This is a genomic window from Methanobrevibacter sp. AbM4 (assembly GCF_000404165.1).
Classification (GTDB): Archaea; Methanobacteriota; Methanobacteria; order Methanobacteriales; family Methanobacteriaceae; genus Methanarmilla; species Methanarmilla boviskoreani.
In genome coordinates this window covers 734,619-758,346 of the sequence record NC_021355.1, presented here as the reverse complement: position 1 = coordinate 758,346, position 23,728 = coordinate 734,619, and the positions used below count along the sequence as shown (strand labels likewise).

The following is a 23,728-nucleotide window of genomic DNA, read 5'->3' as shown; positions in this document are numbered from 1 at the left end:
AAATAATTAATTAAAAAAAAGAAATAAATTTTTAACTTAAATAAGAATTTAAACTAGAATATACCTACAATAAAAAAAAGATAAGATATTTAAAAGAATTTTATAAGACTTCTTTAACTTTATCCCATAAAATTTCAATTAATATATCATCGGAACCAATTGGGTCTGGATATAATATTTCCCCATCAAATTCGACCTTCTCATCACCATGACCATGACTGTGAGAATGTGAATGGCTATGACCTTCACCATCATGATGGTGATGGTGGTGATGTTCTGATTCGTCACTATCAATTAAGGACAATATTGTAGGAATATCCCTTGTTGTGTGAACACCTGGAGCAATAAAAATTGGAACAACTATAAGCCTGTCAATATCATTATTTTTAGTTAAATTATTAATGGAACTAGGAATGTTTGGCTCTACAAGCTCCATAAAACCAAAATCACAAGGATACTCAGTTTGTTCTTTAAATTGATTAAATAAATTTGATATAAATTCATAATTATAATTTAATCTACTACCATGAGAGACAAGTAAAACACCTGTTTTTGAATCATCATCTAACTTTGACTCTTTAAGTCCACTAGAAATACGATTGTTTATAATCTTCAATAACTTAGGATTAGGTCCAATTGCATCAAGCAATTCCAAATCTCCATCAAAGTCAATATCTTCAAGTCCATAAAGATAATGTCCTTTAGGATAATTACCATCAGGTTGTCTAGGATCTACCTCTTTAGGATTTAAACCTAAAATTGTTGGAATATCAATATTAGTATGAATTCCATTAGCTAAAAATACAGGAATAGCTATTATACGTTTAAGACCAGGATTACATTCTTTTAAATTACTTACTGCCTCTTTTAATGTAGGATGTGAAACCTTCATATACCCTACCTCTGCATCTAATTTAGATAGAGATTTGAATTTCTCACAAATTTCATTAAAAACTTCTTCCCCATAAGGGAGACTACTTCCATGACTTATTAATAAAACAGCAACATTACTTTCATCACTCATAATACCACAAAAAATCTTTAATCATCCATATTACACTTTATTCCAATTAAAAAAAACCGAGGTTAATTCTTAAACATCCAAGGAATAATAGAACATCTTATCTATTCCAGAGCAATTGAAAAAAAAATTAATATGAAATGAAAAGTAATAAAATTATAATAAAAATTATTAAATAATATAATTATACTATTAAATTAGATTATAATAGTTAATAAAGTTTATTATATTATTTTAGATATAGAAACCTAAAAGTATTACTAAAACTAAAAAAATAAGGGAAAAAATAATAAAAAAATGAAAATTAAAAAGAATTTTAATCAAAAAAGCTTTATAAAAATTAAAAAAATGAATATAAAAAAATGATTATAAGGAATTTAAGTAAAAATGAAAAGGTAAACTTAAAACATAAAATCATAAAAAAATCAAAAAATAAGTAAAAGATAAAATTATAGTCATTTAAAAATTACTAACTTAAAATAAAAAGAATAAATGAATATTTAAAAAAAATAGAGATAAAATAGAATATTAAAGGATAATGCTTAAAAATTATAAAGCATCTTCAATTCTATCATTGATAATATCCGAAATTCTCTCATCAAATCCTAATGGATCTGTTAAAATAATTTCACCATCAAAATCTACCTTTTCTACATCATGGTGATGGTGGTGATGCTCATCCTCACCAGAATGATGGTGATGGTGATGTTCATCATCCCCCTCATCAGAATCATTTAAACCCAATATTTTTGGAATATCCTTCTTAGTATGTACTCCATTTGCAACAAAAACAGGAACAACAATTATCTTATCTAAATCTCCCTTTGCTTTTAAACTTTCAAATGCTTCAGGAATACTTGGTTTTCTAATTTCCATAAATCCAACTTCAACATTAGCATCAGGATTATTTTTTAAATAAAAATCTTTATAGTTGTTTATAACTCTTTCCCCATCATCTAATCTACTTCCATGAGAAAGAAGTAAGATTCCAGTTTTATTATCACACATTATATCACTTATGAATTTATTATTTCTATATAGTTAACTAATATTATCAAAATCAGATAAACTAAATAAAAAATTTATTAATTATTTAATCAATTGAATTTTAATAAGTTTATATTATTCTTTAATCTTTATTAAATTTTTCCTTAATTAAATTTAATTTAAATAAAGAATATGTAAAGTGAAAAAATATTAAAACCTGTTAAAAAGTAATATTGCTCCAAATTAGAATAAAAGACAATACAAATTAAAACCACAAAAACAAAATATTAAACAGTCAAAATAGAATAATAAAAGACAATACAAATTAAAACCACAAAAACAAAATATTAAACAGTCAAAATAGAATAATAAAAGACAAACAAATTAAAACCAATAACAAGTATTATTAAATGAACAAAATTAAAAAATAATAAAAATAATGATTATTATAAATAGATTATAAACTAAATTAAAATAATAAAATTCCTAGAATATTAAAAAATATGGAAATTTGGAAAATAAAGATAAAGAGAAGGAATTTAATAAATAGATAACTATTTTGATTTACTAAACTCTTTAGATATTCCATTATTATTAATTAATGAGAAATCTTTATCTGTAATCTTATAATTTAATAATAAAGATGAGTTAATAACAACAATTACAGAACCGATATTGTGAATTAAAGCACCTGCAACAGGACCTATTAATCCGAACATTGCTAAAAACATAGCCGTGAAGTTAATGGCTAATGATAAAAAGATGTTAACATTGATCTTCTCCATTGTTTTTTTAGAAACATCGAAAAGATGTGGAATATATCTGATATCATCACTTACAAAAGTAATATCAGATGCCTCAATGGTTATATCACTACCAACACCACCCATTGCAATACCAACATCTGCCTTTTTAAGTGCAGGTCCATCATTAATACCGTCACCTACCATTGCAATCATTTTATTAGACTTTTGATAGGAAGTAATTGTGTTGATCTTATCCTCAGGCATGCAGTTTGCCTTAAAATCATTAAGGTCAAGTTGGGATGCAATATAATTTGCTGTCTTTTCATTGTCTCCTGTAAGCATTAATGAGTTAATGTTTTCTCCATTTAACTGGGATATAACAATCTTGGAATCCTCCCTTAAAACATCCAATAAAACAATGGAACCCAAAAACCGATTTTCACTTGATGCATATATGATAGTTGAGCCATTTTCCTCAAACTTACTTATTTGACTGTTTTCAGAAACAGAAACATGATTTGAAATAAATTCTTTTTTACCAACAAATATTTCCATATCCTCATTGTCCTTATCAATTCTGGCTTCAACACCTTCACTTAAAACCATTTTAAAGTCCTTAGTTTTTAAATAATCTCCGTTAAAATCCTCTTCGAATTTATTGATTATTGCTTTTGCAAGTGGATGCTCTGAGTTTTTCTCAACAGATGCCACCAACTGAATAAATTCCTCCTGTGAGATGTTATCCTCAGGTATAATATTAACAACCTTAGGCTTTCCATAGGTTAGGGTTCCTGTTTTATCAAATGCAATATCTTTAACCTTTGATAATTTTTCAATTGTCTCACCATTTCTTACAAGAATACCAAACTTCGTAAGATTTCCGCTTGCACCTACAATTGCAGTTGGGGTTGCAAGAACCAGACCACATGGACAGAATACAACAAGTATTGTTACAGCACGAATAACCTCACCTGTTATAAACCAGGTGGAAATAGCCAATACAAATGCAATTACCACGATCCAAGTAGCCCATTTATCGGCCTGTCTTACAACATGGGCATTTTCAGGTTTAGCCTCTTCAATAAGATTAATAAGTTTTTGAATAGAACTGTCCTTTCCTTCCTTGGTAGCCTCCATATAAAAACTACCATAGGTATTTATTGTTCCACTATAAACCGGAGAATTAACCTTTTTATCCTTTGCAATACTTTCACCAGTTAATGCAGATTCATCTACAGAACTGTGACCTTCAATGATCCTTCCGTCTACAGGTATCTGTTCACCGGGTAACACCTTAATTATATCTTTGACTTTAACCACTTCGGTATCCGTAAGTACTTCCTTCTCAGTGGTTTTAGAATAATCCAATATAATTCTGGCATTCAAGGGATTCAAATCATATATCTCTTCAATTCCCTTTTCTGTTTTATTGACAGTATACTCTTCTAAAAATCCGCCGATAGCCATGATTACAGAAATTACTCCTGCAGCAAATACTTCACCAATAAGTATTGAAGAGATTATACCCATTGATACAAGAACATCTGCTTTAATATCATGATCTACAATTAACCCCAAGATTGCATCTTTTATTATAGGCAATCCGCACAGTAATATTGCAATCCAAGATAGATTTATAAAATAAAAATTGAATTCAAAATAACCTAATATTAATGATAAAATTGAAATAACAATGAATAACCCATTTCTATTATATTCATCTATTATTAATTCTTTAAGTTCCATTTTAATCACTGCAAACATTAATATATCCAAAATTAACCAGCATATTTAGATTCAAATAAAGTTTATAAAAACATGAATTTATTAAAGTAAAATTTAATTAAAATAAATTAAACTTAATATATTGGCCCAAATTAGATATAAAATTTTAAAATATTATTAAATTAAAAACTATTAAAATTAAATTGTTTTTAATTTAAATCAATAACAATTAACTCAATAAATTTAATTAAATCATATAATAATAGTTTAATATAATATATAAAGTTTATTTGAATTATGATGAAAATTATTAAAGTTAAATTGATAAAATATTGAAAAAATAATATGAACAGTTTAATTAATAAAAATCAAAACATAAATTAGATAATTTAAAAATAAATCAGAATTATAAAGTAAAAGAAAAAATTAAAGATAAAAATGAAAAAAAATAAAATAAAAAAATAATTAGAAAATAATAAAAGTAATACACATTGAAATATATCAAAAAATAATAATTTTTAAATATTATAGTAAATTTTTAAATGATTATTAAATCTATGAAATTAACAAAATAAATCAACTTATTTTTATTTATTCTCATTTAAGCAATTTACAACAAAAAAGATAAATATAATTAATTTATCCTTTAATGATAAAAAAATCTAAGAATTATTGCCATTATTACTTCTGCAATAAATGCAAGGTTTATAGTATAAAACAATAATTTAGTTTTATTTGTAGTTATATTATTTTTAGTTATATTAAATATCATTGGCATTAATGGAATAATAGGTATAAAATATCTAAATTGTACACCAGAAACATTATTAGCTCCAATTTTATTATTTGTTAAGTATAAAATTGTTACAGTACCTAATACCAAAATTACACTTATAATAAATAATCCAATTCTTGAAAAATTTTTTAATTTTTCTTTTTGAGGATAATTTAAACAGTACAATACAAAGAAAATTATAAATAATATTACAAAAACCCTCGGAACATATCTAAAGAATCCAACTTTAATAAAGATTAATGAATAATATAAACTTGGTTTAGTAATTGTAATTAGATAACTTGTAAAATGACTTTTAATAAATAACAATTGATAATGTGTGTTTAAATTAAAATTATATCTAGGTGATTGAATTAAACCATTTAAAGCATATAATTTTAACCAAATAGCCGTACATGAAAATGTAATTAAAAAACCAAAAATTCTTCCAATATTTGTCTTCTGATTTTTAAATTTAGATTTAGGTATCAAAAATATTAATAATGATAAAGCAAGTAATGATACCTTAGTAAAAGCACATAACAATGAAATAACAGCAAATATTAAAATATTTTTCCACGTTAAACTATTATCCGCCTGTTTATACATATATAAGAAATATGCTATTGTTAAAAAAGATAATGCATTTATTATAGGATCTATACTTAAAGATGCAGCCAAAAATATACTTAATGGTAGACATGCAGCTACAAATAACGCATTTTTATATATTGGTGCTTTTTTAATAGCATATGCACATAATAATCCATAAAATATTAAATTACATATTCTTCCAATCCATATCATCCAAATATTAGTTAAATTTAACCCCTTAGCAATATCTATTCCAATTGCCTGAGGTATATACCCATAAAAAGGATTTTGATTAAAAGCAGCATTAACATAATAAGGAGTATAATCTATCTTTAAATCATCCCATCTTGTATCATTTACATATTTCATCACAAACTTACTTTTAAATTTCATTTTTTCCTGATTTTTATTAGCCAAAACCCCTACAGATTTAATAGTTACAAAATCTTTATGTGTTATTATATTAGCTGGATGATCAACATATTTAGGAAAAAATTCTCCTTTTGAAGTTAATTCAGCACGTGTAAAATGTTCATATTCATCAGGGGCACTTATAATTGGTGTGAAAAATACACATAAAAGACCAAAGAAAATTATAGTAATCAATGCCATTTTATGTATCGGTAAATCCCTTTTACTAAATATAAATAATAAAAAACTTCCAATAATAATTAAAAGAATCAATTCAAGAAATGACTCTTTAAAAGTAAACTTACTTGTTGAAATATAAACAATCAAAAACAGAGCATAAATAAATATAAACCATTTAATTTTTGACATATCATCAAAGAATTCAATTTTACTTAACTTAATATAATTCCCCCTTATTTTATTATTTAAAAAATATAAAATTAAATTATTATCCTATAATAAAAAAGATTAATGTCTGAATTCATGTTTGAAGTTTTTATCATATAGTTTAGAAGGATTAAAATCAGTATCTCCTAAAGCATCACCAACAATTATCATGGCAGTTTTTGTAATATTTGCATCCTTAACTTTAGATACTATATCCTTGAGAGTGCCTCTAATAATTTCTTGATCTGGCCAGGTTGCTTTTTTAACAACTGCAATTGGAGTATCCTCCTCATAACCAACTAACAATTCCTCAACCACTTTATCAATCATTCCCACTCCTAAAAAAATACACATCGTAGCATGATGTTTTGATAGGCTAGCCAAACTTTCACCTTTTGGTTTAGGTGTTCTGCCTTCAGGACGGGTAATAATAACGGTTTGAGAGATTTCAGGCAATGTTAACTCTGCCTCAAGTGCCGCTGCACTACCAAATACAGAACTTACACCTGGAATAATCTCATAGTCAATATCCAATTTTTTAAGTTCACGAATTTGCTCTGCAATAGCACCATAAATTGACGGATCACCAGTGTGAACTCTTGCAACTAATTTACCTTCACCACATGCATTTTTAATAGCTTCGGTAGTTTCATTTAAATCCATAGATGCACTATTATAAATTTTGGCATCATTTTCATTATAGTCCAAGATTTTAGGATTAACAAGTGAACCTGCATAAATGATTACATCTGCCTTTTTTATAATTTTATATCCCTTGAGTGTTAAAAGTTCCACATCACCAGGACCTGCTCCTATAAAAACAACTTTACCATCCATAATTATCACATTAAATTTTGAGTATTTAATTTAATTAATCATATATTTGTTTATATTAATTTAAAAATTATCTTTAAAATTCGTTAAGATTTAAGAAAATAATAATTTTAATTTTTAAAGATAAGAATAAGTTTAATCTGTATGTTGAATTAAAACGATTGTAGCACCATTAGGATCTTTACACATAGCCAAATATCCTACACTAATTTTAGTAGGGCCTAGGAAAAATTCAACACCTTTAGATTTTAAGTCTTCAATTTCTTTATTGATGTCCTCAACTTCCATGCCTACAGAAAATAGTCCTGCCTCATCACCATTATCTATAAGCTCAATCATGGTTTCTCCCTTGGATTCCATTAATGTTATTTTATTATCATTTGGAAGATTAAAAACCTGATGAACATTAAATCCAAGAAGTTTATAGAATTCCACAGATTTATCCATATCATCTACAATTATAGTACTGTATTTAATTTTCATATTACTGCCTCTTTAAATAGTTTAGTTAATGTTGGAACGTCTTTCCGCATCATCAAAATCAGTTTCATAAATATGAGCACTGATACTGTGAATTGTAACAGAACCAATATCTGCTCCTACCTCATCTGCAACATACTGTGTAAGATAGCTAAGACCTACAGCATTTGCAAACCATGCACCATAAATATCATGGGATCTCCAAACACCAGTAGTATATAATTTATCATCCCTAATTTTAAAATCCACTAGAATTAAACATGGCACCTCATCATGAACAGTATCTAAATGAGGATCCCAAGTAACAGATGTAGCTCTACGTGATTCCCTGCAGTTTTTTAATCTGTCTATGGCAACCTGAATCTGATCTATACCTGTAAAACCCTCATCATCCTCCTCATCAGATAGATACTCCTCATGATTTCTAAGACGGTTACCATAAGTATATACAAAACCAGGATTTTCACGACTTAAAAATTGATTTGCATAGGTTTTAATCCTATCTCCTGCCCAGAAATAACCTTCAGGAAACCGGATATTTTCAATTGAAGTATATTCTTTACCTAAACCAAAAAATCCTCCACTTTGAATACCTAAAGGATTTCTAATACGTGTTACAACATTTAACAATTCTTTGGTTTTACTTCCACGTTCATCATTAACAAAATGACCATTAGTATAAACCAGATTAACTAAATCTTCCCAGCAGTCTGCTATCTCTTTATTGTCAACTTTATAAACCATAATATCCTAATCCCAATTTTAATAGTAATTTTAAAAAAATGTCTTAATTATTATAGTATTTATTAAATCTTTTAAAAATAAGTTGTTATTTAAAAATTTATAAAAAAATAGTTTAAAATGAATTATATTCCACAATAGGGACCTCCATTTATATAAAATCCAAGTCTTGATAGGAAATGTTCATAACCATTATAATCAAGTTCTTCAACATCTAAAAGATTATACAAACGGATATACTCCTTTTCAAGTAACTCATTAAATATTTCAAAGTCATAATCCTCAAGTAAATCTTCAACATCTGAGGGATAAACTTTAAAAATAATATCTGCATGCGATTTATCTAAAGAAACGTCAGTCAATCCATTAACTAAAGAAACATCAACATTATTTACACCTTTCGTTAAAAGAATCATGGAATCATCAAACCCTTCCAATAGAAATCCGATTCTTCCACCTTCTATAATTCCATTAAACATGTGAAATGATTTATCTACCCAATTTTGCCATTCATCTATATTAAAATAATCATCCATATTATCACAGATTTATTAAACTTATCTAAAAATTATTATAATAGTTATTTATAAAAGTTCTTGAAAAACAAATTTTCAGCTATAAAAACCTCAACTTATAAAAGTTCTCAAAAAACAATTTTTCCAGCCATAAAAAAATTTTAAAAAAAAATAAAATTATTCTTTAACATCAGATCTTGCAAGTGATGCGAAAATAGCAAAGATGCTTAATATAAAGGATATTGCAAATACAAATCTAAGACTTGTTATCAATGCAGGATACTTGTTAGGCAATATCTGATTGGAACCTATAAACAATGAAAAGGCAAGTAAACATATTGCCATTCCAGATGTTTGACCGACAAGCCTCATTGTACTAACTGACGCAGAGGCAACACCATAAAATTTTCTTTCAACGGAAGACATGATAGCCGTTGTATTTGGTGCTGAAAATATACCTATACCAATACCCAAGATAGCCAAGGTTACAATGATATAAATAAGACTTGAATTAGCGTCAATTAAAGCAAGCATTATAGTTGAAAGTGAAATAATACACATACCTAAAGAGGATATTTTACCGGGATCATATCTATCAGATAACCTACCGGATATTGGTGAGATTATCAACATCAAAACCGTTTGAACACACATTATCAAACCTGCATTAGATGATGTATAACCTTTAATATATTGTAGATACAAGCTTAATAGAAATGTAACGGAATACATACTTGCAAAACTAATTAATGTTGCTAGATTTGAAAATGCAAAACACCTGTTATTAAAGAATAGTTTCATCTCCAAAATAGGACTATCAACCCTTAACTCAAGATAAATGAATACTAAAAGTAAGACTATACCTAAAACCAATAGTATTATTCCAATTAGCTCTGAGATATTTGAAAATCCTAAAAGGACCAAAGCAAGCATCAACATATATAAGATTGAGCCTTTATAATCAATAGAGTCCTCTGTTGTCTCGGCCCATTCATAATCCCTAAGTTCGGTTATAACCAATAGTAGAGAGATTAACCCTACAATTACCGCAAATATAAAAATACTTCTCCAACCAAGAAAATGGTTTAAGAATCCGCCTATAACAGGACCACATATAAGCCCCAAATAAACCGCAGAAACATTGATTCCAATTGCTTTACCTCTTTCATTTTTAGGAAATATTGAAACAATCATGGCAAGGGAAGTGACAAATAACATAGATGCTCCAAATCCTTGAATACATCTAAATAACAATATCAAATTTACAGAATTTGAAAATGCAGCTGCTAATGATGATAAAACAAATATAATAATACCATATTTAAAAATTCTTTTCATACCATAAATATCAGCTACCTTTGCAAATGGAACTGCAAACATAGCAGAAGTTAATAAAAAACTAGTTGTAATCCAACTTAGATTAATTGCATCAACTGATAAATCCTGGGCAATAGTTGGAAGAGCTATATTTACAGATGAGGTCATGAAAGGTACTAAAAATGAAGCAAATGTTGCTGTAATCAGTACAATATTTTTATTAACCCTACTATTTTTCTCACTCATTTAAACACCTAATAATATTATATTTAACAGATATTATAATATTTTTGTAGTAATCTAAAAAAATAATAAAGTTCATAAGAGTTTTTATTTAATTAGATAAATGTTAGAAAGAGAAAAAATTTAAAAGAACTTTCCCTAATTAAATAATATTTAAAAGGTCAGGAAATATTGAAAAGAAAAGATAAAGAAAATTAAATAAAATAAAACAAAGACAACCACAAAATAAATAAAAAACTAAAAAACAATAGCATATAAACTTTAAAAAACAAATACAATTAAAATTAAATAAAACAATATAAAAATAACCATAGAATAGAGAAAAATTTAAAAAAAAGACGACGATTAAAATTATTAAAAAATAGACAACCTGAAAATTAATATCAATACAAAAATGGATTTAAATTAAAATCATTAAATTACAAACTAAAAATTAAAATTAATATAATGAATTAATCATCAAATTCATTATTTAAATTACACATAAGTTCTAATTTTCTAAATGCATTATCATGGGATAACTTACCAAGTCCACAATCAGGATCAAAGATTAAATTATCCTCTCCAAAAACATCTACAGCCTTGTGCATTAATTCACGGGTCCTATATTTATCATCAACCTGATCTATTGCAGAGTCTACACAGCCAAAACCAATAATCTTATCTTTAAATTTAGATTTATTATGTTTTATTGTTACAAAATTATCATGATTTCCCGCAAACTCAAAATCAAGCATATCAACGTTAAACTTCGCCAAATATCTATAGGTATCCTTAACACTACCACAGGAATGGACTGCAATAGGAATCTTAACTCCCTCTGTCATTATATCGATAGCCTCTTTGGCAACATCCAAATCCGCAATACCTGTGGACAAGATTGGTTCATCAATCTGGATATAAACCGCAGGGGTTTTCTTTTCAATAGCAAGTAACTCCCTATTAAAAGCCTTAGCATAATCTAAAACTGCATCATCTTTATTCTTATAAAAGGACTCAATCATTGATGAATAGATCATTGTTGACGGACCAGTTACAACTCCTTTAACAGCCTTATTTTTAAATTCCTCATCAGGAATGTTATGTAATCTCTTATACTCCCAAATCGCATCGCAGGCTGTGTTAATATCATTGATTGTAATATCTGTATGAGGAGACAAGATTTTAGATTTAATTACAGTTGTCTTACCATCAATCTTCATTCCAGGCATATATCTAGAGAAATAGTTAATCATATTCATCTCTCTTACACCACCATCTGCAACAATATCCACCCCTGCCTTAAGTTCATCAAATACTATATCCCTAATAGTTTTTTTATAAGGATCAAATTGACCAAGAGTATTTTTTATCTTCTCGGAAAATGTTGATGGACTGTATAATTTATGTGGAAAACTTCCAACAACAGTAGTTAGCATAATTCACCTCATTTATAAAGTTTTACAGTTATTACTTAATGAATTGATATCTTTTATACTTTAAATCTTTTATAAAATACGATTATCCAAACTAATTGGAAATAGAATTCTAATTAATGTTTGTAATCAATATTCTTCATTAAAATATCGTTAATTTCCTCATCTGAAACAGGAAGTTCAATAGCTGAAGTTCCATTACATGGTTTTGTATATGTTATACAAACTGTTTTTTTATCTGGATTAATTCCAACTGGTATTGGTGGAACTCCAATAATTCTAATACCTAAAACTTTATCTCCAGGATTTATATGGACAATTTCTTTTGAGTTATCTTCTACAGCTTTAGCACAATCCTTAAATCCGGATTGTGAAAGTAATATTTTATAATCTTCAGATTGTTGAAGATATGTATCTAGACAGAATGACATTTAACAACACCCCTTTCTAATTATCTTGTTTTAAATTTTTTAATGCTTTATTTAAGTTAACCTTAATAGGATTTGGATTATGATATGCTATACATGATACAACCTCGGCATCGGTATTCTCTGATACCATTTTAGAGTAATCCTCCACCAAAGAAGCATCCCTTTGAAATACAAGAGCAATTGCTTTTTTATAATTCATAACAGAACAATATGTAATAAAGTAAGTTGCAGCAGAGTCCTTATGTACAAAACCTAATACTAAATCAAAATCCTTAGCACCTGCATCCTCTAAAAACCTATCAATGTTTACATTCTTGTGAGGATAACAGTTTTTAGGATCAGATACCTTTAAAAGTTTTGCAGCTGCAGGGTTTGAAGAAACAGTTACCTCATATCCCATATCATTTAACTGGCTAATTGCATAGATTGCCATAGGTGTTTGTGAAGGAACCTCAGGACAACCTAATAATAATAATGCTTTCATATTTAAACATCCCTTAAAATTTGATTATATTATTATTAATAATATATTTATACTATTTAAATTTTGATTTTTATTAAGTATAAAGATTTTTATAAAACAGATACTAATTTATTAAAAACTTAAAAAATAATCAAAAACCCTAAAACAAAACCCAAAAAAAGCCAGAAACTAAAAAAGCATGAAAAATTTATAATAAAACAGATACTAATCTATTAAAAACTTAAAAATAATCAAAAAACCCTAAAAAAAGCCAAAACAAGATAAAAACTAAAAAAATATAAAAAAATTGAAATTAAGACATTAAATGATTAATGTCTTTTAACAGTTACAGTATGTCCTAAAACCAATGCCGCCAATACTAAAAATGCCAGCAATGCTAATCCATTAATAGACCTGTTAAATATGAAACAACCAACTAAAGCTTGAGAGATAAATGCGGAAAGACAACCAATTAAAAGTACTTCTCTTCCTAAATATTTCTTATTACTTTTCTCCCTTTTTTCTCTATAGATTGTTAATATTTTAAGTCCTAAAATTGTAACTATTAATACAAATGCTATAAGGCCAATTAAACCTAAATATCCGAAATCAAATGCATATCCAAAAATACCACTTAACATGTAATCAATAGTATCTTTCTGATTTACAAGTGTTCCAAAGAACATTGGGAATGGTAAACCAAAGAAGAGGATAAATTGCATTGGTAAAGATATATAACCCTCTGCAAATCCTGTTGCAGTTGAATTACTCCAATATGAGGCATTAGTATTATGTCCTATTAATTCTGTACTACTGAGTACAGTTTGTAAACTACTACCAGAATAAGTTTCAATCCTTGCAATCCTTAGTAAAGGTGAGAAAATAGGCATATTTAAAACCATGGATAATAATTGAAGTGATCCGAATGCGACAATGATAACACCTATAACCAATAGAATTCTTTTTAAGGTGAATACTGATTTTTGCCTGAAAGATTTTGATATAATAGTATAACCTATAAATAAACCTACAATCCAAAGTATAAGGAAAGATCTGTGCATCATTCCCCCAAATAAGGTTATTCCAACAATTATTGCATAGACTAGTTTTTTAAGACCTTTAACATTTACGCCCGACTCTTCCATTACCTTCATCGATGCTAATGCTGTAATTACACATGCAAGAGCAATTGGACCAAATGGGTGAGTAAACTCATTCTGCCCAAATGATAGAAACAGCATAAATAAATCTGCAGCAAAAAGTAACATAAATGCTCCAGATAAGAATAAAGATAAAAATGTAACTACACTAAGTGATAAAGGAACTAAATTAATAATAAATATCATTGAGGCAATTAAAATCAATGCTACCTCAACAATAAGTTGTAAATGATTTTGCGCAATTAATAACATCATATTTTATCACAGTAGAATAATTTTTTAAATATATAGTTATTAATAAAAAAATTAATAACTCAAAAATAAAATCAATTAAATAAATATAGATTATTAAAAAGTCCCGAAACGAATAAATAATCAATAATCCTTTTATTTTAAAGATTTATTAAAATAATATTTTATAAGATAATTAAAGAATTGATTTTAATAATTATTTATAAAATATTATCATAGTATTATAAAATTTTTATACAATAAATCTATGTTTTAATAATTATTAAAAGTATTGATTTTTCAATAAAAAAAAGTTATTTTTAAAAGAATAATTATTTTTTGAAAAATTAAGATTGAAAAGAGATTAGTTAAAATAAAATTAAAAAATAATTCTATTTAAAACCACTTCCTATTTTTAAAATTGGAATCTTACTCATAAGATAAATAATAAACCAACTAATCAGGAATATTACTAAGAAAGTAATTGGTATCCAAAGATATGCCTTACCAACAGTAAATTGGTAGAACAAATGTCCTTTTTCAAATAAATATTTGATTATCACATAATGAACAAAATAAATACCAAAACTACATCCACTTATATTTCTAACAATTGGAATTAATCTACTATTACTTAATGAATTAAGTTTACTACTTATTAAAGTCAAATCAAAGTATTTGAAGAAAATGAATACTCCAATAGATTCTATTATTAAATGATAATTTAATAAGAATTTTGCCTGTGGAAAACCAAAACCATTATTATTAGATGTTATATATTGTAATTCTAAAACATATCCAATTAATATTAAAATTAAACTTATTAAAATCAATTTACCCCTAGAAATATTAAAATCTTTATTATCCAAATAATATCCTACTAAGAAATAGAACATAGGAGTTAAACCAAAAGGTAAATAAGTTATAAATACACTAATTCTACTAAAATTTAATTTAAGAAATTGATCTAAAGAAGATATAATTGTAAATATTATAAGTAAAATAAATAAATAATTAAAACCTTTTTCTTTTTCAGAATTTAAAAATCCATTAACAATAGGAATTAATAAATATCCACCTAATAAACAATAAATAAACCAAAAATGTGAAGTAGATAACGGTCTAACAAATAATATACTTAAAAAATAATCTAATGTAAAGTCACCATTAAAAAATAATATTTCACAGATAAAATAAATAAACACCCAAAAGATAAATGGCTTTAAAATACGGCTAAATCGTTTACTTAAAAAATTCTCATTAGATTTACCTATAAGAAGTGTACCACTTATCATGAAAAAAATAGGAATACCTACTCGTATAAATGCTTTAATTGATGAAGATAAAAAGAAACTTGAATAATTTACATTAAAATGTGTGGTTACATGCATAAGAACAACACAAATAATTGCAAAAGCCCTTAGCGAATCCAAATACAAAATTCTCTTTTTAGAATTGTTGACAATATTCAAAAAAAACCCCCAACATATGTAATAAAAAAATTTATTATAAAATTAATAATTATAATTATTTTTTAGCTAATCATTAATATATTTTTTCAAATTAAAAAATAAGAGTTAAAAACTTAAAAATGAGCAAAATAAATATTTTAAATCGAAAAAATATAAAAAGAAAAGTATTTTTAAAATCTATAATAAAGATTATAAACATTTTAATAAAAATATCTAAAAAATTCTATTAAAAATAAAATATTAAAATTGAAACACAGAAACAATTAAAATTAATAGAAATTATAGATTTTTCAAAAAAAAGAAATTCAATATCTAAAAAATCATTTTAAGTATTGCTTAATAAAAAATTTAATAAGAATTCTCAAATTAGAAAAAATATATAAGTATCAAGTAAAATTAGATTGAATAAATCTAATTAAAATATTAATTAGATTTTGCAAGTTCATAGATATTGTCAATGATAATTTTAAATAAATCATCATGATTGATCTGTATCTTTTCATGAGGATTATTAAGGAAGTTCAATGCATGAGATATTACATCCCTTGTTTCAATAGATCTATACATTAAACCGTTATCAATATAATATTGATCTACAGATAAAGTTTTACCCGGATAACATGAAATTACCGGAGTTTGTAGAATAGCTGCTTCCCTGTTCATAGTTCCACCAGCCCCAATTACAAGATCGCTTCTTTTGATTATACTTGATGTATCTACAGGTGGTTCAAGTATAGTAACATTCTCCATATCCTCAAATATATCTGCCTGTTTTGCAAATCTTGGAAGAATTAGAATATTTGCATATTCATTAAGTTCTTCTACAATAGGTGTCAAAACAGACTTATTGCAATCAGCGTCGAGATAAGATGCAAGTGAAGGTTCCGGACGCATAAAAATGGTTTTATCAAATGGCAAATCAAGGTTTAAATCTTCAAAGATATTCTCGTTATATTTGAAATTTTTAAAATGCATTAATTCACTTGTACCATTGTAACGAATAATGGTATTTGGATCTGCACCATATTCCATTAATTTCCACATGTCAATAACTTTAGGTGATATAATCTTGTTACATAATGGAAGTGTCAATTTATTTGCTGCTGTAGCATGTTCATTATCTAACACATATAAACTTGGAATTCCAAGACCATAGGCAATTCTTGGAAGTTCAATTGAATGCTTGCTAATTGCAACATCAATATTTTCGCCTGCAACAACATCTATCATCTCATCAATCCTGTCAGTTGATGTCTTAAGTTTTTCATATAATGAAACACCATGATGACCAATTGAGATATAATCCAAATTATACATATCCATTAGTTTATGGATATCTCCAAAATCCCTTGTAGTTACAATTACATCCTCACCCTCACTTTTAAGATAGTTAATTACATCTTTAAAGAACCTTACATGAGGTGCATTTGTAATATCAATCCAAAATTTCATAAAATCAACCTTATATTATTGAGTTATAATTTGTAGTAACATATTAAAACAATTTATGATTTAAATTTAATTAATAAAATGTATAAATTTTTAAAAATTTATTAACAAAAAAGTAAAATGAATAATTTAATTATCATGAGGGGAAAATTATGAAAAAAGTTAAAATAACAGTGAACTATAAACCACATTACAAAAAGATTTAGCTGATGAGTATGGTGTTGAAAATTTTACAACGTGCCCTATGTTAAATGAGGGTGATGTTTTCCACGGAGATTATGCTAAGCCAGAAGGTTTCTGTGATGAAGCTTGGAAACAATATACCAACATGTATTTGCACTTTCACATGGTGCAGGTGAGGAATAATTCTATTATAATGATTGGATAAGAGAACCAGGTGTTGCTATTGTCTGTTGTAATGATGGTCTAAGACCTGTAATATTTAAACTGGAAAAAACTGATATTGAATCTGAACCATAAATCTATTAAAATAGCCCATTAGACAATATTATCTTTTAAAAAATCATATACACTAAAAACAATAATATCCAAACCTTATTTAATTTATCTTAAAAAAAAACCAAAATGTAAAAAAAAGTTAAACTCCTTTGAATCAAAAGTCTAGTTTCTAATTTTTTTAAGAGTGTGATTTAAGGCTATATTTTTTTCGACTTTTGATCCAGGTGTTTATAAGAAATTTTAAGCATAATACCATTTTTTGGCAGATAACATTTCGTGTAATGAAAACTTAAACCTCTTTTTAATCTCAAGAGAGAAATTTTTTAAGGCAATGTGATTTTTAGGTATGCCTAAACTTTTTGTATAATACTTAGATTAAACTAGTATATAAATGTTTAGGTATACCTAAATTTTTTTTGTAAAAAATTTTTGAAAATAAATAAAAACCAAAAGACATAATCTAAAAATAAGCTCAAATAGAAAAGTTTTAAAACCTATTTTCAATATTTTCACACTTTATTAAATTAACCATAAAAATAAGTTCTAAAGAAAAAATGGGAAATATTGAAAACCATCATTTAAATCTAAAGGCTAATATTAATTTTTAAAATATAAAAAAAATGACATTGTGGTTGAGAAAAAGGATTAAAAGATGGAGAAAAAATAGGTATTAAGGGGCTAACATTTAAACTTTTAATCCTTTTTTGTGTTTATAAGAAATTTAGGTTGTATTTAAGAGATAATATGACATTAATTATTATATATTAAGTTATAATACTAAGGAGGATACCTATGATAAATATCCCAAGTAACAAAGAATAATCAATCTGGAAAAATTATAAAAATATAATTTTTAGGTGTACCTAAATTTCTTACATAATACTTAGACCGAACTAGTATATAAAGGTTTAGGTATACCTAAATTTTTTTAATAAAAAATCATGAAATAAATTATTAAATCAAATAATAATAATAATAATAATAATAATATAAGTTTAATTTATTATTAGAAGATCAGATATGAAATAAAATTAAAAAAAATTCATTGAAAATGGAATATTTAAAAAAGAGAAGAAAAATTGATATTATAAAAGAAACACAAAAACAGAAAATATATCAATGAATTATTAATAATCACTTTAGAGTTTAATAAAAAAATTATAATAAAGATTTTGGAAATTATTAAAAATTATAAAAATAGACCATAACCCCAATCATTTAATAAATAGAGAAAAATAAAAGAATTAGATAATTTACTCTTCAGCTGCAGCTTTAGCCTTTTCAACTTCAGATATAAATTCATCTAATCCTTTACCTTCCTTTAAACTCATTGTAATAACAGGCACATCAGGATTGATTTTTTTAGCATCTGCAACCATTTTATCAACATCGGCATTTACAGCATCAGCAATATCAACCTTATTAATAATAATTAAATCAGAATCATGGAAGATTGCAGGTTGTTTTTCAATAGTATCATCACCCTCAGTAACACTTACAACACAGACCCTCATATGTGAACCTAAAACAAAGTCAACAGGACAGATTAAATTACCTACATTTTCAATAAGTACATAATCAAGATCATCTAGCGGTAAATGTTCTAAACCATGTTCTACAAGGTGAGCATCTAAGTGGCATTCAGTACCGGTGTTTAAACCCTCTACAGGAACATTGTGTTTTTCAATTCTTTCAGCATCAAATTTACTAATAATGTCTCCTGCAAGTACACCTACTTTATCATCAGTAGCATCAATAAATTCCTCAATAAGTGAAGTTTTTCCAGAACCTATAGCTCCTACAAAATCAACACAAAAAACATCATGATCATTTAAATTCTTATTAATATCATCAGCAATCCTAATATTTGCTTTCATTATATTTTCTGCAACTTTAACATCTGCTATTTTATGCATCATATCCCCTCATTAATTTAGAATATATCCTTAAAAAATTATTATATAAATCATGTTCAATTATAAAAAACAAATTTATATAAAAAAAATGTCCTTATCATATAAAATATATTTACAATCTAATATTTAAAGTTATTAATTTAAATTGAAAAATTATTATTTATTAAGGTGAAAAGTAATAAAAAAACCTATAAAAATCGATTTTTTATTAAAAAAAGCATCTAGAAGTAATAAAAAACTAGAAATTTATAAAAAAAATAATATTTAAAAAATTTCAATTAACATTAATAATATAATATGAATTAAAATTAGAATTTTATTATTAAAAGATTTAAAAATAAATAGAAAAAATATAAATTAATCTAATAATAACCCAATTAAGGATTATTAGATTAGTCATCAGGTGTTTCTATAACAATGTTTTTTACAATAACATCCTTACCACTTTTTACATCAACACGATAAGATTCACATTTAGGGCAATTTACTATTGGTGCATAATGATCAAGATTATCTAAATCTGCAACCCCTTCAAAACCACAGTCCTTACAGACAATATTAGCAGGAATTTCATTGATTTCAAATTCAGCATTTTTTGCAATTGTGTCTTCTTTTAAAACATCTAACATAAAACTTACTTGTTCTGGATTAAGCATAGCTAAACGTCCAATTTCTATTACAACCTTTGTAACTTCTGTAGCATTGTTTTTCTCAGCATTTTCTATAACTGAATCTAGTATTCCTTGAGCCATTGATAATTCATGCATTTTAATAACCTAAAAAATTTCTTAAAAAAAATGAAATAATACAATTTATAATAGTTAAATTAAAACTAAATAATTTTTTAAACTTTAATAAAGAAAAATTTTTAAAAATAGATAAAATAAAAATTATTCTTTTAATTGATTTGCAATAATCTTTGCAACAGATATACAGCTTACATCTGATTTTAAAGTATCCGTTCCGGCAAGATCCCTTGCACCTGCAGCAAAAATCTTGGATACTGCATCATTTACAAGTGTTGGATGCACACAACAAACATTAACACTTTTTGCACCATGATCTTTTAAAATATTAATTGCATTTACAATTGTACCCCCAGTTGCAATAATGTCATCTACAATGACTGCTTCTTTCCCTTTAACAGATGATATATCTACTTGTTTATCTCCATCTTTAATTTCAGCAATAGTAGTTTCAACCTTATCTGGACCTAATCTTACCTTTTTAAGATAAGTACAATCACAATCAATAATACCTGCAATTTCCTCTGCAAAACCTAATGCACCTTTATCTGGAGCAATAATAATAGGATCATCCACAATAGTTTTAACATACTCTGCAATAGCTGGCATTGCAGATAAATTATAAGCAGGTATATTAAAGAATTCCCTTACACAATCTTCATGAAGATTGATTGATATGAATTCATCAGCACCTGCAAGTTCAATTAACTCAGCAACGATTTTAGCAGATATTGCTTCCCCATCATTGAACCTACGTTCTTGTCTTGCATAACCCATATATGGAACTACCACATTAATTTTCTTAACACCTAAATCTTTAAGATTTTTAATTAAAAAGAGCAATTCTACAAGGTGCTCATCCTGAGGATAACCAGTAGATTGAACAATAGTCACCTCTTCGTCTAAATCTCCGTGTACACGTAAATATCTTTCGCCGTCAGGGAACTTTTTAGTTTCTATTCTAAGAAAAACATCCCCTAATTCTTTAGCCACATTAGCAGCCAATTTTTGAGATGCTGAACCGCTTACAATCAAAATATCACCATTAAATTATTAAAATAAATATTAAAATATAATCATTTATTATTTTAGTTTTTCAAAATATAAAACTTTTTTTAAAAAAAATAGAAATCAAGTGGAAAAAATAAGTAAGCTATTAATAAAAGGAATTATTTTAATTAAAACATTTATTAATAAAATAAATGTGAATTAAGTTATAAAAATATAAATAACTATTTATAAATAACAACTATAATAAAAAATTTAATCATAGAAAGTTTTTTAATAAAATATAATTTAATTCCCCTTAATAAATCTATTGATTAGAATTTTATGAATAAAATAGCTTTTAAAGAAAGAATAAGAATAATTGTACAAAATATAAAAAATACTTTACATTTACGTCAAAAGTTCAATTTTGACTAACCAAGTTGAAAAAAGTATCCAAAATTAATTTATTTTTGTAATAATCTTCAAAAGTACCTCAATTAAAAAATTAAAATATTTATAACAATATTAAAAATTAATATATAATTTTTAGAAAAACCATGGAAATATTAAAAAATAATAAAAAAATTAGTAAAGTATATAAATATTTATTACTTAAAAAAAATTATTAAGATAAAAATTCGTAAAAAAAATATTTTAATGAACTCAAAAACTTTTTATCTTAGATTAAAGGAATTAAAAAAATAGAGGTATGATAAAATGGGAATAACCGAATCTATCAAATATGGTTTTTCATATGCAACATCCGACTATCAAAAACTGTTAATATTAGGGATTATATGTGTTTTAGCATCATTATCCACAGTAGTAAGCGGTTTTGGTATAAAAAACAATGAATCTTTATTTGCTGTAACTGGAATAATTGCTTTAATATTTTCCATAATTGTTGGAGGATACAGATTATCTGTATTAAAAAAGAATGTTGAAGGAGCAAGTGACCTTCCGGATTTAAACATTAAAGATAATTTTATTGATGGAGTTAAACTTATAGTTTTAGAAATTGTATACTATTTGATTCCTACAATAATTACCATAATCATTGCAGTAATTACAGTAGGAGCTTCTATTGCTAGTTTAGGTGGTGAAGCATTAAATTCAACTGCAAATGAAACTGCATTATTAAATCCTGCATTTTTAGGTACTTTTTTAACTGGATTTGCAATAGCTATTATAATTGGAATAATCTTATTTATAATATTTGCATTCTTCGAATTCATGGGAGCAAGTAGACTTGCAAAAACAGGCAGTTTATCTGAGGGGTTAAGCTTCAAACAATCTTATGCTGATGCAAAATCTATTGGATTTGGACCATTACTTGGATGGATTATATTAGTTGGAATAATATATTTTATTATAGTTCTAATCGGATCATTAATTGCATTAATCCCATATGTAGGTGCATTAATTACAGCATTAATAATAACCCCATTTGTTACAATATTTGTAAGTGCAAGTCTTGGTAATTTATACAAAACAGATGTTTTAAAAGAATAAATTAATTAATTTATTCTGTTTTTACTTTTTTGATAAATATTTGATTTTAATAAATACTTTATAATTTAAGCTTCTTTTTAATTTGAGATTATGATTAATCTTTTAGATACTTCATTTTTTAGGAAATTTACTGTTAAATTTATAAGATTTTAATAAATCTTAAAGGAGTAAAAATATTATTATTTTATAATAAGAATGTAAAAATATTATTGTTCTATAATTTTACAATTAAATTTAAAATATTCAAAAACAAAGAAAATAACATATGGCTTTATGGAAGTAATATCAATGACTTACCCAAATAATTATAAAAAGTATTCTTGTGGAGATGTTGATGTTATCTTACAAGGATTAACAAAAAATAGATTAATATTCACAAGACATTGTTTCCAACGTGAAACATTAAGAGAAATTAATGAGAAATATATCAAAGACATGATATTTAATGAAGATCCCTTAGATATTAATCAGGATAAAGGAAATAATGAATTTAAACTGTTTTATCCATCTGAAACCCATTCAAACAAGGAATTAATTATTGTTATTGCTATTGATAAAGATGAGAATGTTATTATACAAAGTGTATGGGAAGAAAAAAGGTAAGCTAATACTTTTTTCTAATAAATTACAACTAATATAACTAAATATTTAATTTTTATTCATTTAATATTATTTTAAATTTAAATATTTTTAAATTATAAAATACGA

21 protein-coding genes are annotated in these 23,728 nt (G+C 25.8%); 3 read left to right on the top strand and 18 right to left on the bottom strand.

Annotation, left to right across the window (positions count from 1 at the left end; all coding sequences use genetic code 11):
• Positions 1-100: 100 nt before the first annotated feature.
• The 15 genes from cfbA (ABM4_RS03075) to ABM4_RS03005 form a co-directional block, all read right to left on the bottom strand.
• The gene (gene cfbA, locus ABM4_RS03075; protein WP_016358215.1) at positions 101-1,024 is read right to left on the bottom strand and encodes a sirohydrochlorin nickelochelatase; all 924 of its coding nucleotides are present in this window, start codon (positions 1,022-1,024) and stop codon (positions 101-103) included.
• 546 nt (positions 1,025-1,570) lie between these two features.
• A complete protein-coding gene (gene cfbA / locus ABM4_RS03070) occupies positions 1,571-2,029 on the bottom strand; it encodes a sirohydrochlorin nickelochelatase (RefSeq protein WP_016358214.1) in 459 nt (152 codons plus the stop codon).
• 533 nt (positions 2,030-2,562) lie between these two features.
• Positions 2,563-4,530 carry a cation-translocating P-type ATPase gene (locus tag ABM4_RS03065; protein ID WP_232216528.1) on the bottom strand — a complete coding sequence of 656 codons (1,968 nt, stop codon included), beginning with the start codon at positions 4,528-4,530 and terminating at the stop codon, positions 2,563-2,565.
• A gap of 595 nt (positions 4,531-5,125) precedes the next feature.
• A complete protein-coding gene (locus ABM4_RS08740) occupies positions 5,126-6,460 on the bottom strand; it encodes a DUF2142 domain-containing protein (protein WP_052312812.1) in 1,335 nt (444 codons plus the stop codon).
• 267 nt (positions 6,461-6,727) lie between these two features.
• A complete protein-coding gene (cobM, locus tag ABM4_RS03055; protein WP_016358211.1) occupies positions 6,728-7,483 on the bottom strand; it encodes a precorrin-4 C(11)-methyltransferase in 756 nt (251 codons plus the stop codon).
• 132 nt (positions 7,484-7,615) lie between these two features.
• A complete protein-coding gene (locus tag ABM4_RS03050) occupies positions 7,616-7,963 on the bottom strand; it encodes a VOC family protein (protein WP_016358210.1) in 348 nt (115 codons plus the stop codon).
• Positions 7,964-7,984: 21 nt separating this feature from the next.
• On the bottom strand, positions 7,985-8,704 hold the full coding sequence (locus ABM4_RS03045; RefSeq protein WP_016358209.1) for a thymidylate synthase: 720 nt from the start codon (positions 8,702-8,704) through the stop codon (positions 7,985-7,987).
• 122 nt (positions 8,705-8,826) lie between these two features.
• A complete protein-coding gene (locus ABM4_RS03040; protein ID WP_016358208.1) occupies positions 8,827-9,237 on the bottom strand; it encodes a hypothetical protein in 411 nt (136 codons plus the stop codon).
• Positions 9,238-9,393: 156 nt separating this feature from the next.
• Positions 9,394-10,779, bottom strand: a complete 1,386-nt coding sequence (locus ABM4_RS03035) for an MFS transporter (RefSeq protein ID WP_016358207.1) — start codon at positions 10,777-10,779, stop codon at positions 9,394-9,396.
• A 449-nt stretch (positions 10,780-11,228) separates the two neighbouring features.
• Positions 11,229-12,194: a methionine synthase gene (locus ABM4_RS03030; protein ID WP_016358206.1), complete on the bottom strand. Its 966-nt coding sequence runs from the start codon at positions 12,192-12,194 to the stop codon at positions 11,229-11,231.
• 113 nt (positions 12,195-12,307) lie between these two features.
• Positions 12,308-12,622 carry a DUF1894 domain-containing protein gene (locus tag ABM4_RS03025; RefSeq protein ID WP_016358205.1) on the bottom strand — a complete coding sequence of 105 codons (315 nt, stop codon included), beginning with the start codon at positions 12,620-12,622 and terminating at the stop codon, positions 12,308-12,310.
• A gap of 16 nt (positions 12,623-12,638) precedes the next feature.
• The gene (locus tag ABM4_RS03020) at positions 12,639-13,106 is read right to left on the bottom strand and encodes a DUF1890 domain-containing protein (RefSeq protein ID WP_016358204.1); all 468 of its coding nucleotides are present in this window, start codon (positions 13,104-13,106) and stop codon (positions 12,639-12,641) included.
• Between the two features lie 308 nt (positions 13,107-13,414).
• The gene (locus ABM4_RS03015) at positions 13,415-14,497 is read right to left on the bottom strand and encodes a hypothetical protein (protein WP_048201011.1); all 1,083 of its coding nucleotides are present in this window, start codon (positions 14,495-14,497) and stop codon (positions 13,415-13,417) included.
• A 371-nt stretch (positions 14,498-14,868) separates the two neighbouring features.
• A complete protein-coding gene (locus ABM4_RS03010; protein WP_016358202.1) occupies positions 14,869-15,948 on the bottom strand; it encodes an acyltransferase in 1,080 nt (359 codons plus the stop codon).
• A gap of 423 nt (positions 15,949-16,371) precedes the next feature.
• Positions 16,372-17,400 carry a DUF354 domain-containing protein gene (locus ABM4_RS03005; protein ID WP_016358201.1) on the bottom strand — a complete coding sequence of 343 codons (1,029 nt, stop codon included), beginning with the start codon at positions 17,398-17,400 and terminating at the stop codon, positions 16,372-16,374.
• A 381-nt stretch (positions 17,401-17,781) separates the two neighbouring features.
• On the opposite strand from ABM4_RS03005, the gene ABM4_RS09105 reads away from it, so the two are divergent.
• Positions 17,782-17,877, top strand: coding sequence for a hypothetical protein (locus ABM4_RS09105; protein WP_369751284.1), 96 nt, complete (start codon positions 17,782-17,784; stop codon positions 17,875-17,877).
• A 1,232-nt stretch (positions 17,878-19,109) separates the two neighbouring features.
• Here ABM4_RS09105 and hypB read toward each other — a convergent pair.
• The 3 genes from hypB to ABM4_RS02985 all read right to left on the bottom strand — a co-directional run bounded on the left by hypB (position 19,110) and on the right by ABM4_RS02985 (position 21,553).
• Positions 19,110-19,772: a hydrogenase nickel incorporation protein HypB gene (gene hypB, locus ABM4_RS02995; RefSeq protein ID WP_016358200.1), complete on the bottom strand. Its 663-nt coding sequence runs from the start codon at positions 19,770-19,772 to the stop codon at positions 19,110-19,112.
• Between the two features lie 392 nt (positions 19,773-20,164).
• On the bottom strand, positions 20,165-20,539 hold the full coding sequence (hypA, locus tag ABM4_RS02990; RefSeq protein ID WP_016358199.1) for a hydrogenase maturation nickel metallochaperone HypA: 375 nt from the start codon (positions 20,537-20,539) through the stop codon (positions 20,165-20,167).
• Positions 20,540-20,662: 123 nt separating this feature from the next.
• On the bottom strand, positions 20,663-21,553 hold the full coding sequence (locus ABM4_RS02985; RefSeq protein ID WP_016358198.1) for a ribose-phosphate diphosphokinase: 891 nt from the start codon (positions 21,551-21,553) through the stop codon (positions 20,663-20,665).
• Between the two features lie 672 nt (positions 21,554-22,225).
• Here ABM4_RS02985 and ABM4_RS02980 point away from each other — a divergent pair.
• Complete coding sequence (locus tag ABM4_RS02980) at positions 22,226-23,020, top strand: DUF4013 domain-containing protein (RefSeq protein ID WP_016358197.1); 795 nt, start codon at positions 22,226-22,228, stop codon at positions 23,018-23,020.
• A gap of 273 nt (positions 23,021-23,293) precedes the next feature.
• Positions 23,294-23,623: a DUF4258 domain-containing protein gene (locus ABM4_RS02975; RefSeq protein ID WP_048200808.1), complete on the top strand. Its 330-nt coding sequence runs from the start codon at positions 23,294-23,296 to the stop codon at positions 23,621-23,623.
• The last annotated feature ends 105 nt before the right edge of the window (positions 23,624-23,728 follow it).

What these genes read in the sequence shown, in the direction of transcription:
- cfbA (WP_016358214.1), bottom strand. Translation starts at nt 2,029, where the DNA reads ATGTGTGATAATAAAACTGGAATCTTACTTCTTTCTCATGGAAGTAGA.
- ABM4_RS03035 (WP_016358207.1), bottom strand. Translation starts at nt 10,779, where the DNA reads ATGAGTGAGAAAAATAGTAGGGTTAATAAAAATATTGTACTGATTACA.
- hypA (WP_016358199.1), bottom strand. Translation starts at nt 20,539, where the DNA reads ATGCATGAATTATCAATGGCTCAAGGAATACTAGATTCAGTTATAGAA.
- cobM (WP_016358211.1), bottom strand. Translation starts at nt 7,483, where the DNA reads ATGGATGGTAAAGTTGTTTTTATAGGAGCAGGTCCTGGTGATGTGGAA.
- ABM4_RS02980 (WP_016358197.1), top strand. Translation starts at nt 22,226, where the DNA reads ATGGGAATAACCGAATCTATCAAATATGGTTTTTCATATGCAACATCC.
- ABM4_RS03005 (WP_016358201.1), bottom strand. Translation starts at nt 17,400, where the DNA reads ATGAAATTTTGGATTGATATTACAAATGCACCTCATGTAAGGTTCTTT.
- ABM4_RS03040 (WP_016358208.1), bottom strand. Translation starts at nt 9,237, where the DNA reads ATGGATGATTATTTTAATATAGATGAATGGCAAAATTGGGTAGATAAA.
- ABM4_RS03025 (WP_016358205.1), bottom strand. Translation starts at nt 12,622, where the DNA reads ATGTCATTCTGTCTAGATACATATCTTCAACAATCTGAAGATTATAAA.
- ABM4_RS08740 (WP_052312812.1), bottom strand. Translation starts at nt 6,460, where the DNA reads ATGGCATTGATTACTATAATTTTCTTTGGTCTTTTATGTGTATTTTTC.
- ABM4_RS03050 (WP_016358210.1), bottom strand. Translation starts at nt 7,963, where the DNA reads ATGAAAATTAAATACAGTACTATAATTGTAGATGATATGGATAAATCT.
- ABM4_RS03015 (WP_048201011.1), bottom strand. Translation starts at nt 14,497, where the DNA reads ATGTTATTAATTGCGCAAAATCATTTACAACTTATTGTTGAGGTAGCA.
- hypB (WP_016358200.1), bottom strand. Translation starts at nt 19,772, where the DNA reads ATGCATAAAATAGCAGATGTTAAAGTTGCAGAAAATATAATGAAAGCA.
- cfbA (WP_016358215.1), bottom strand. Translation starts at nt 1,024, where the DNA reads ATGAGTGATGAAAGTAATGTTGCTGTTTTATTAATAAGTCATGGAAGT.
- ABM4_RS02975 (WP_048200808.1), top strand. Translation starts at nt 23,294, where the DNA reads ATGGAAGTAATATCAATGACTTACCCAAATAATTATAAAAAGTATTCT.
- ABM4_RS03030 (WP_016358206.1), bottom strand. Translation starts at nt 12,194, where the DNA reads ATGCTAACTACTGTTGTTGGAAGTTTTCCACATAAATTATACAGTCCA.
- ABM4_RS03045 (WP_016358209.1), bottom strand. Translation starts at nt 8,704, where the DNA reads ATGGTTTATAAAGTTGACAATAAAGAGATAGCAGACTGCTGGGAAGAT.
- ABM4_RS03020 (WP_016358204.1), bottom strand. Translation starts at nt 13,106, where the DNA reads ATGAAAGCATTATTATTATTAGGTTGTCCTGAGGTTCCTTCACAAACA.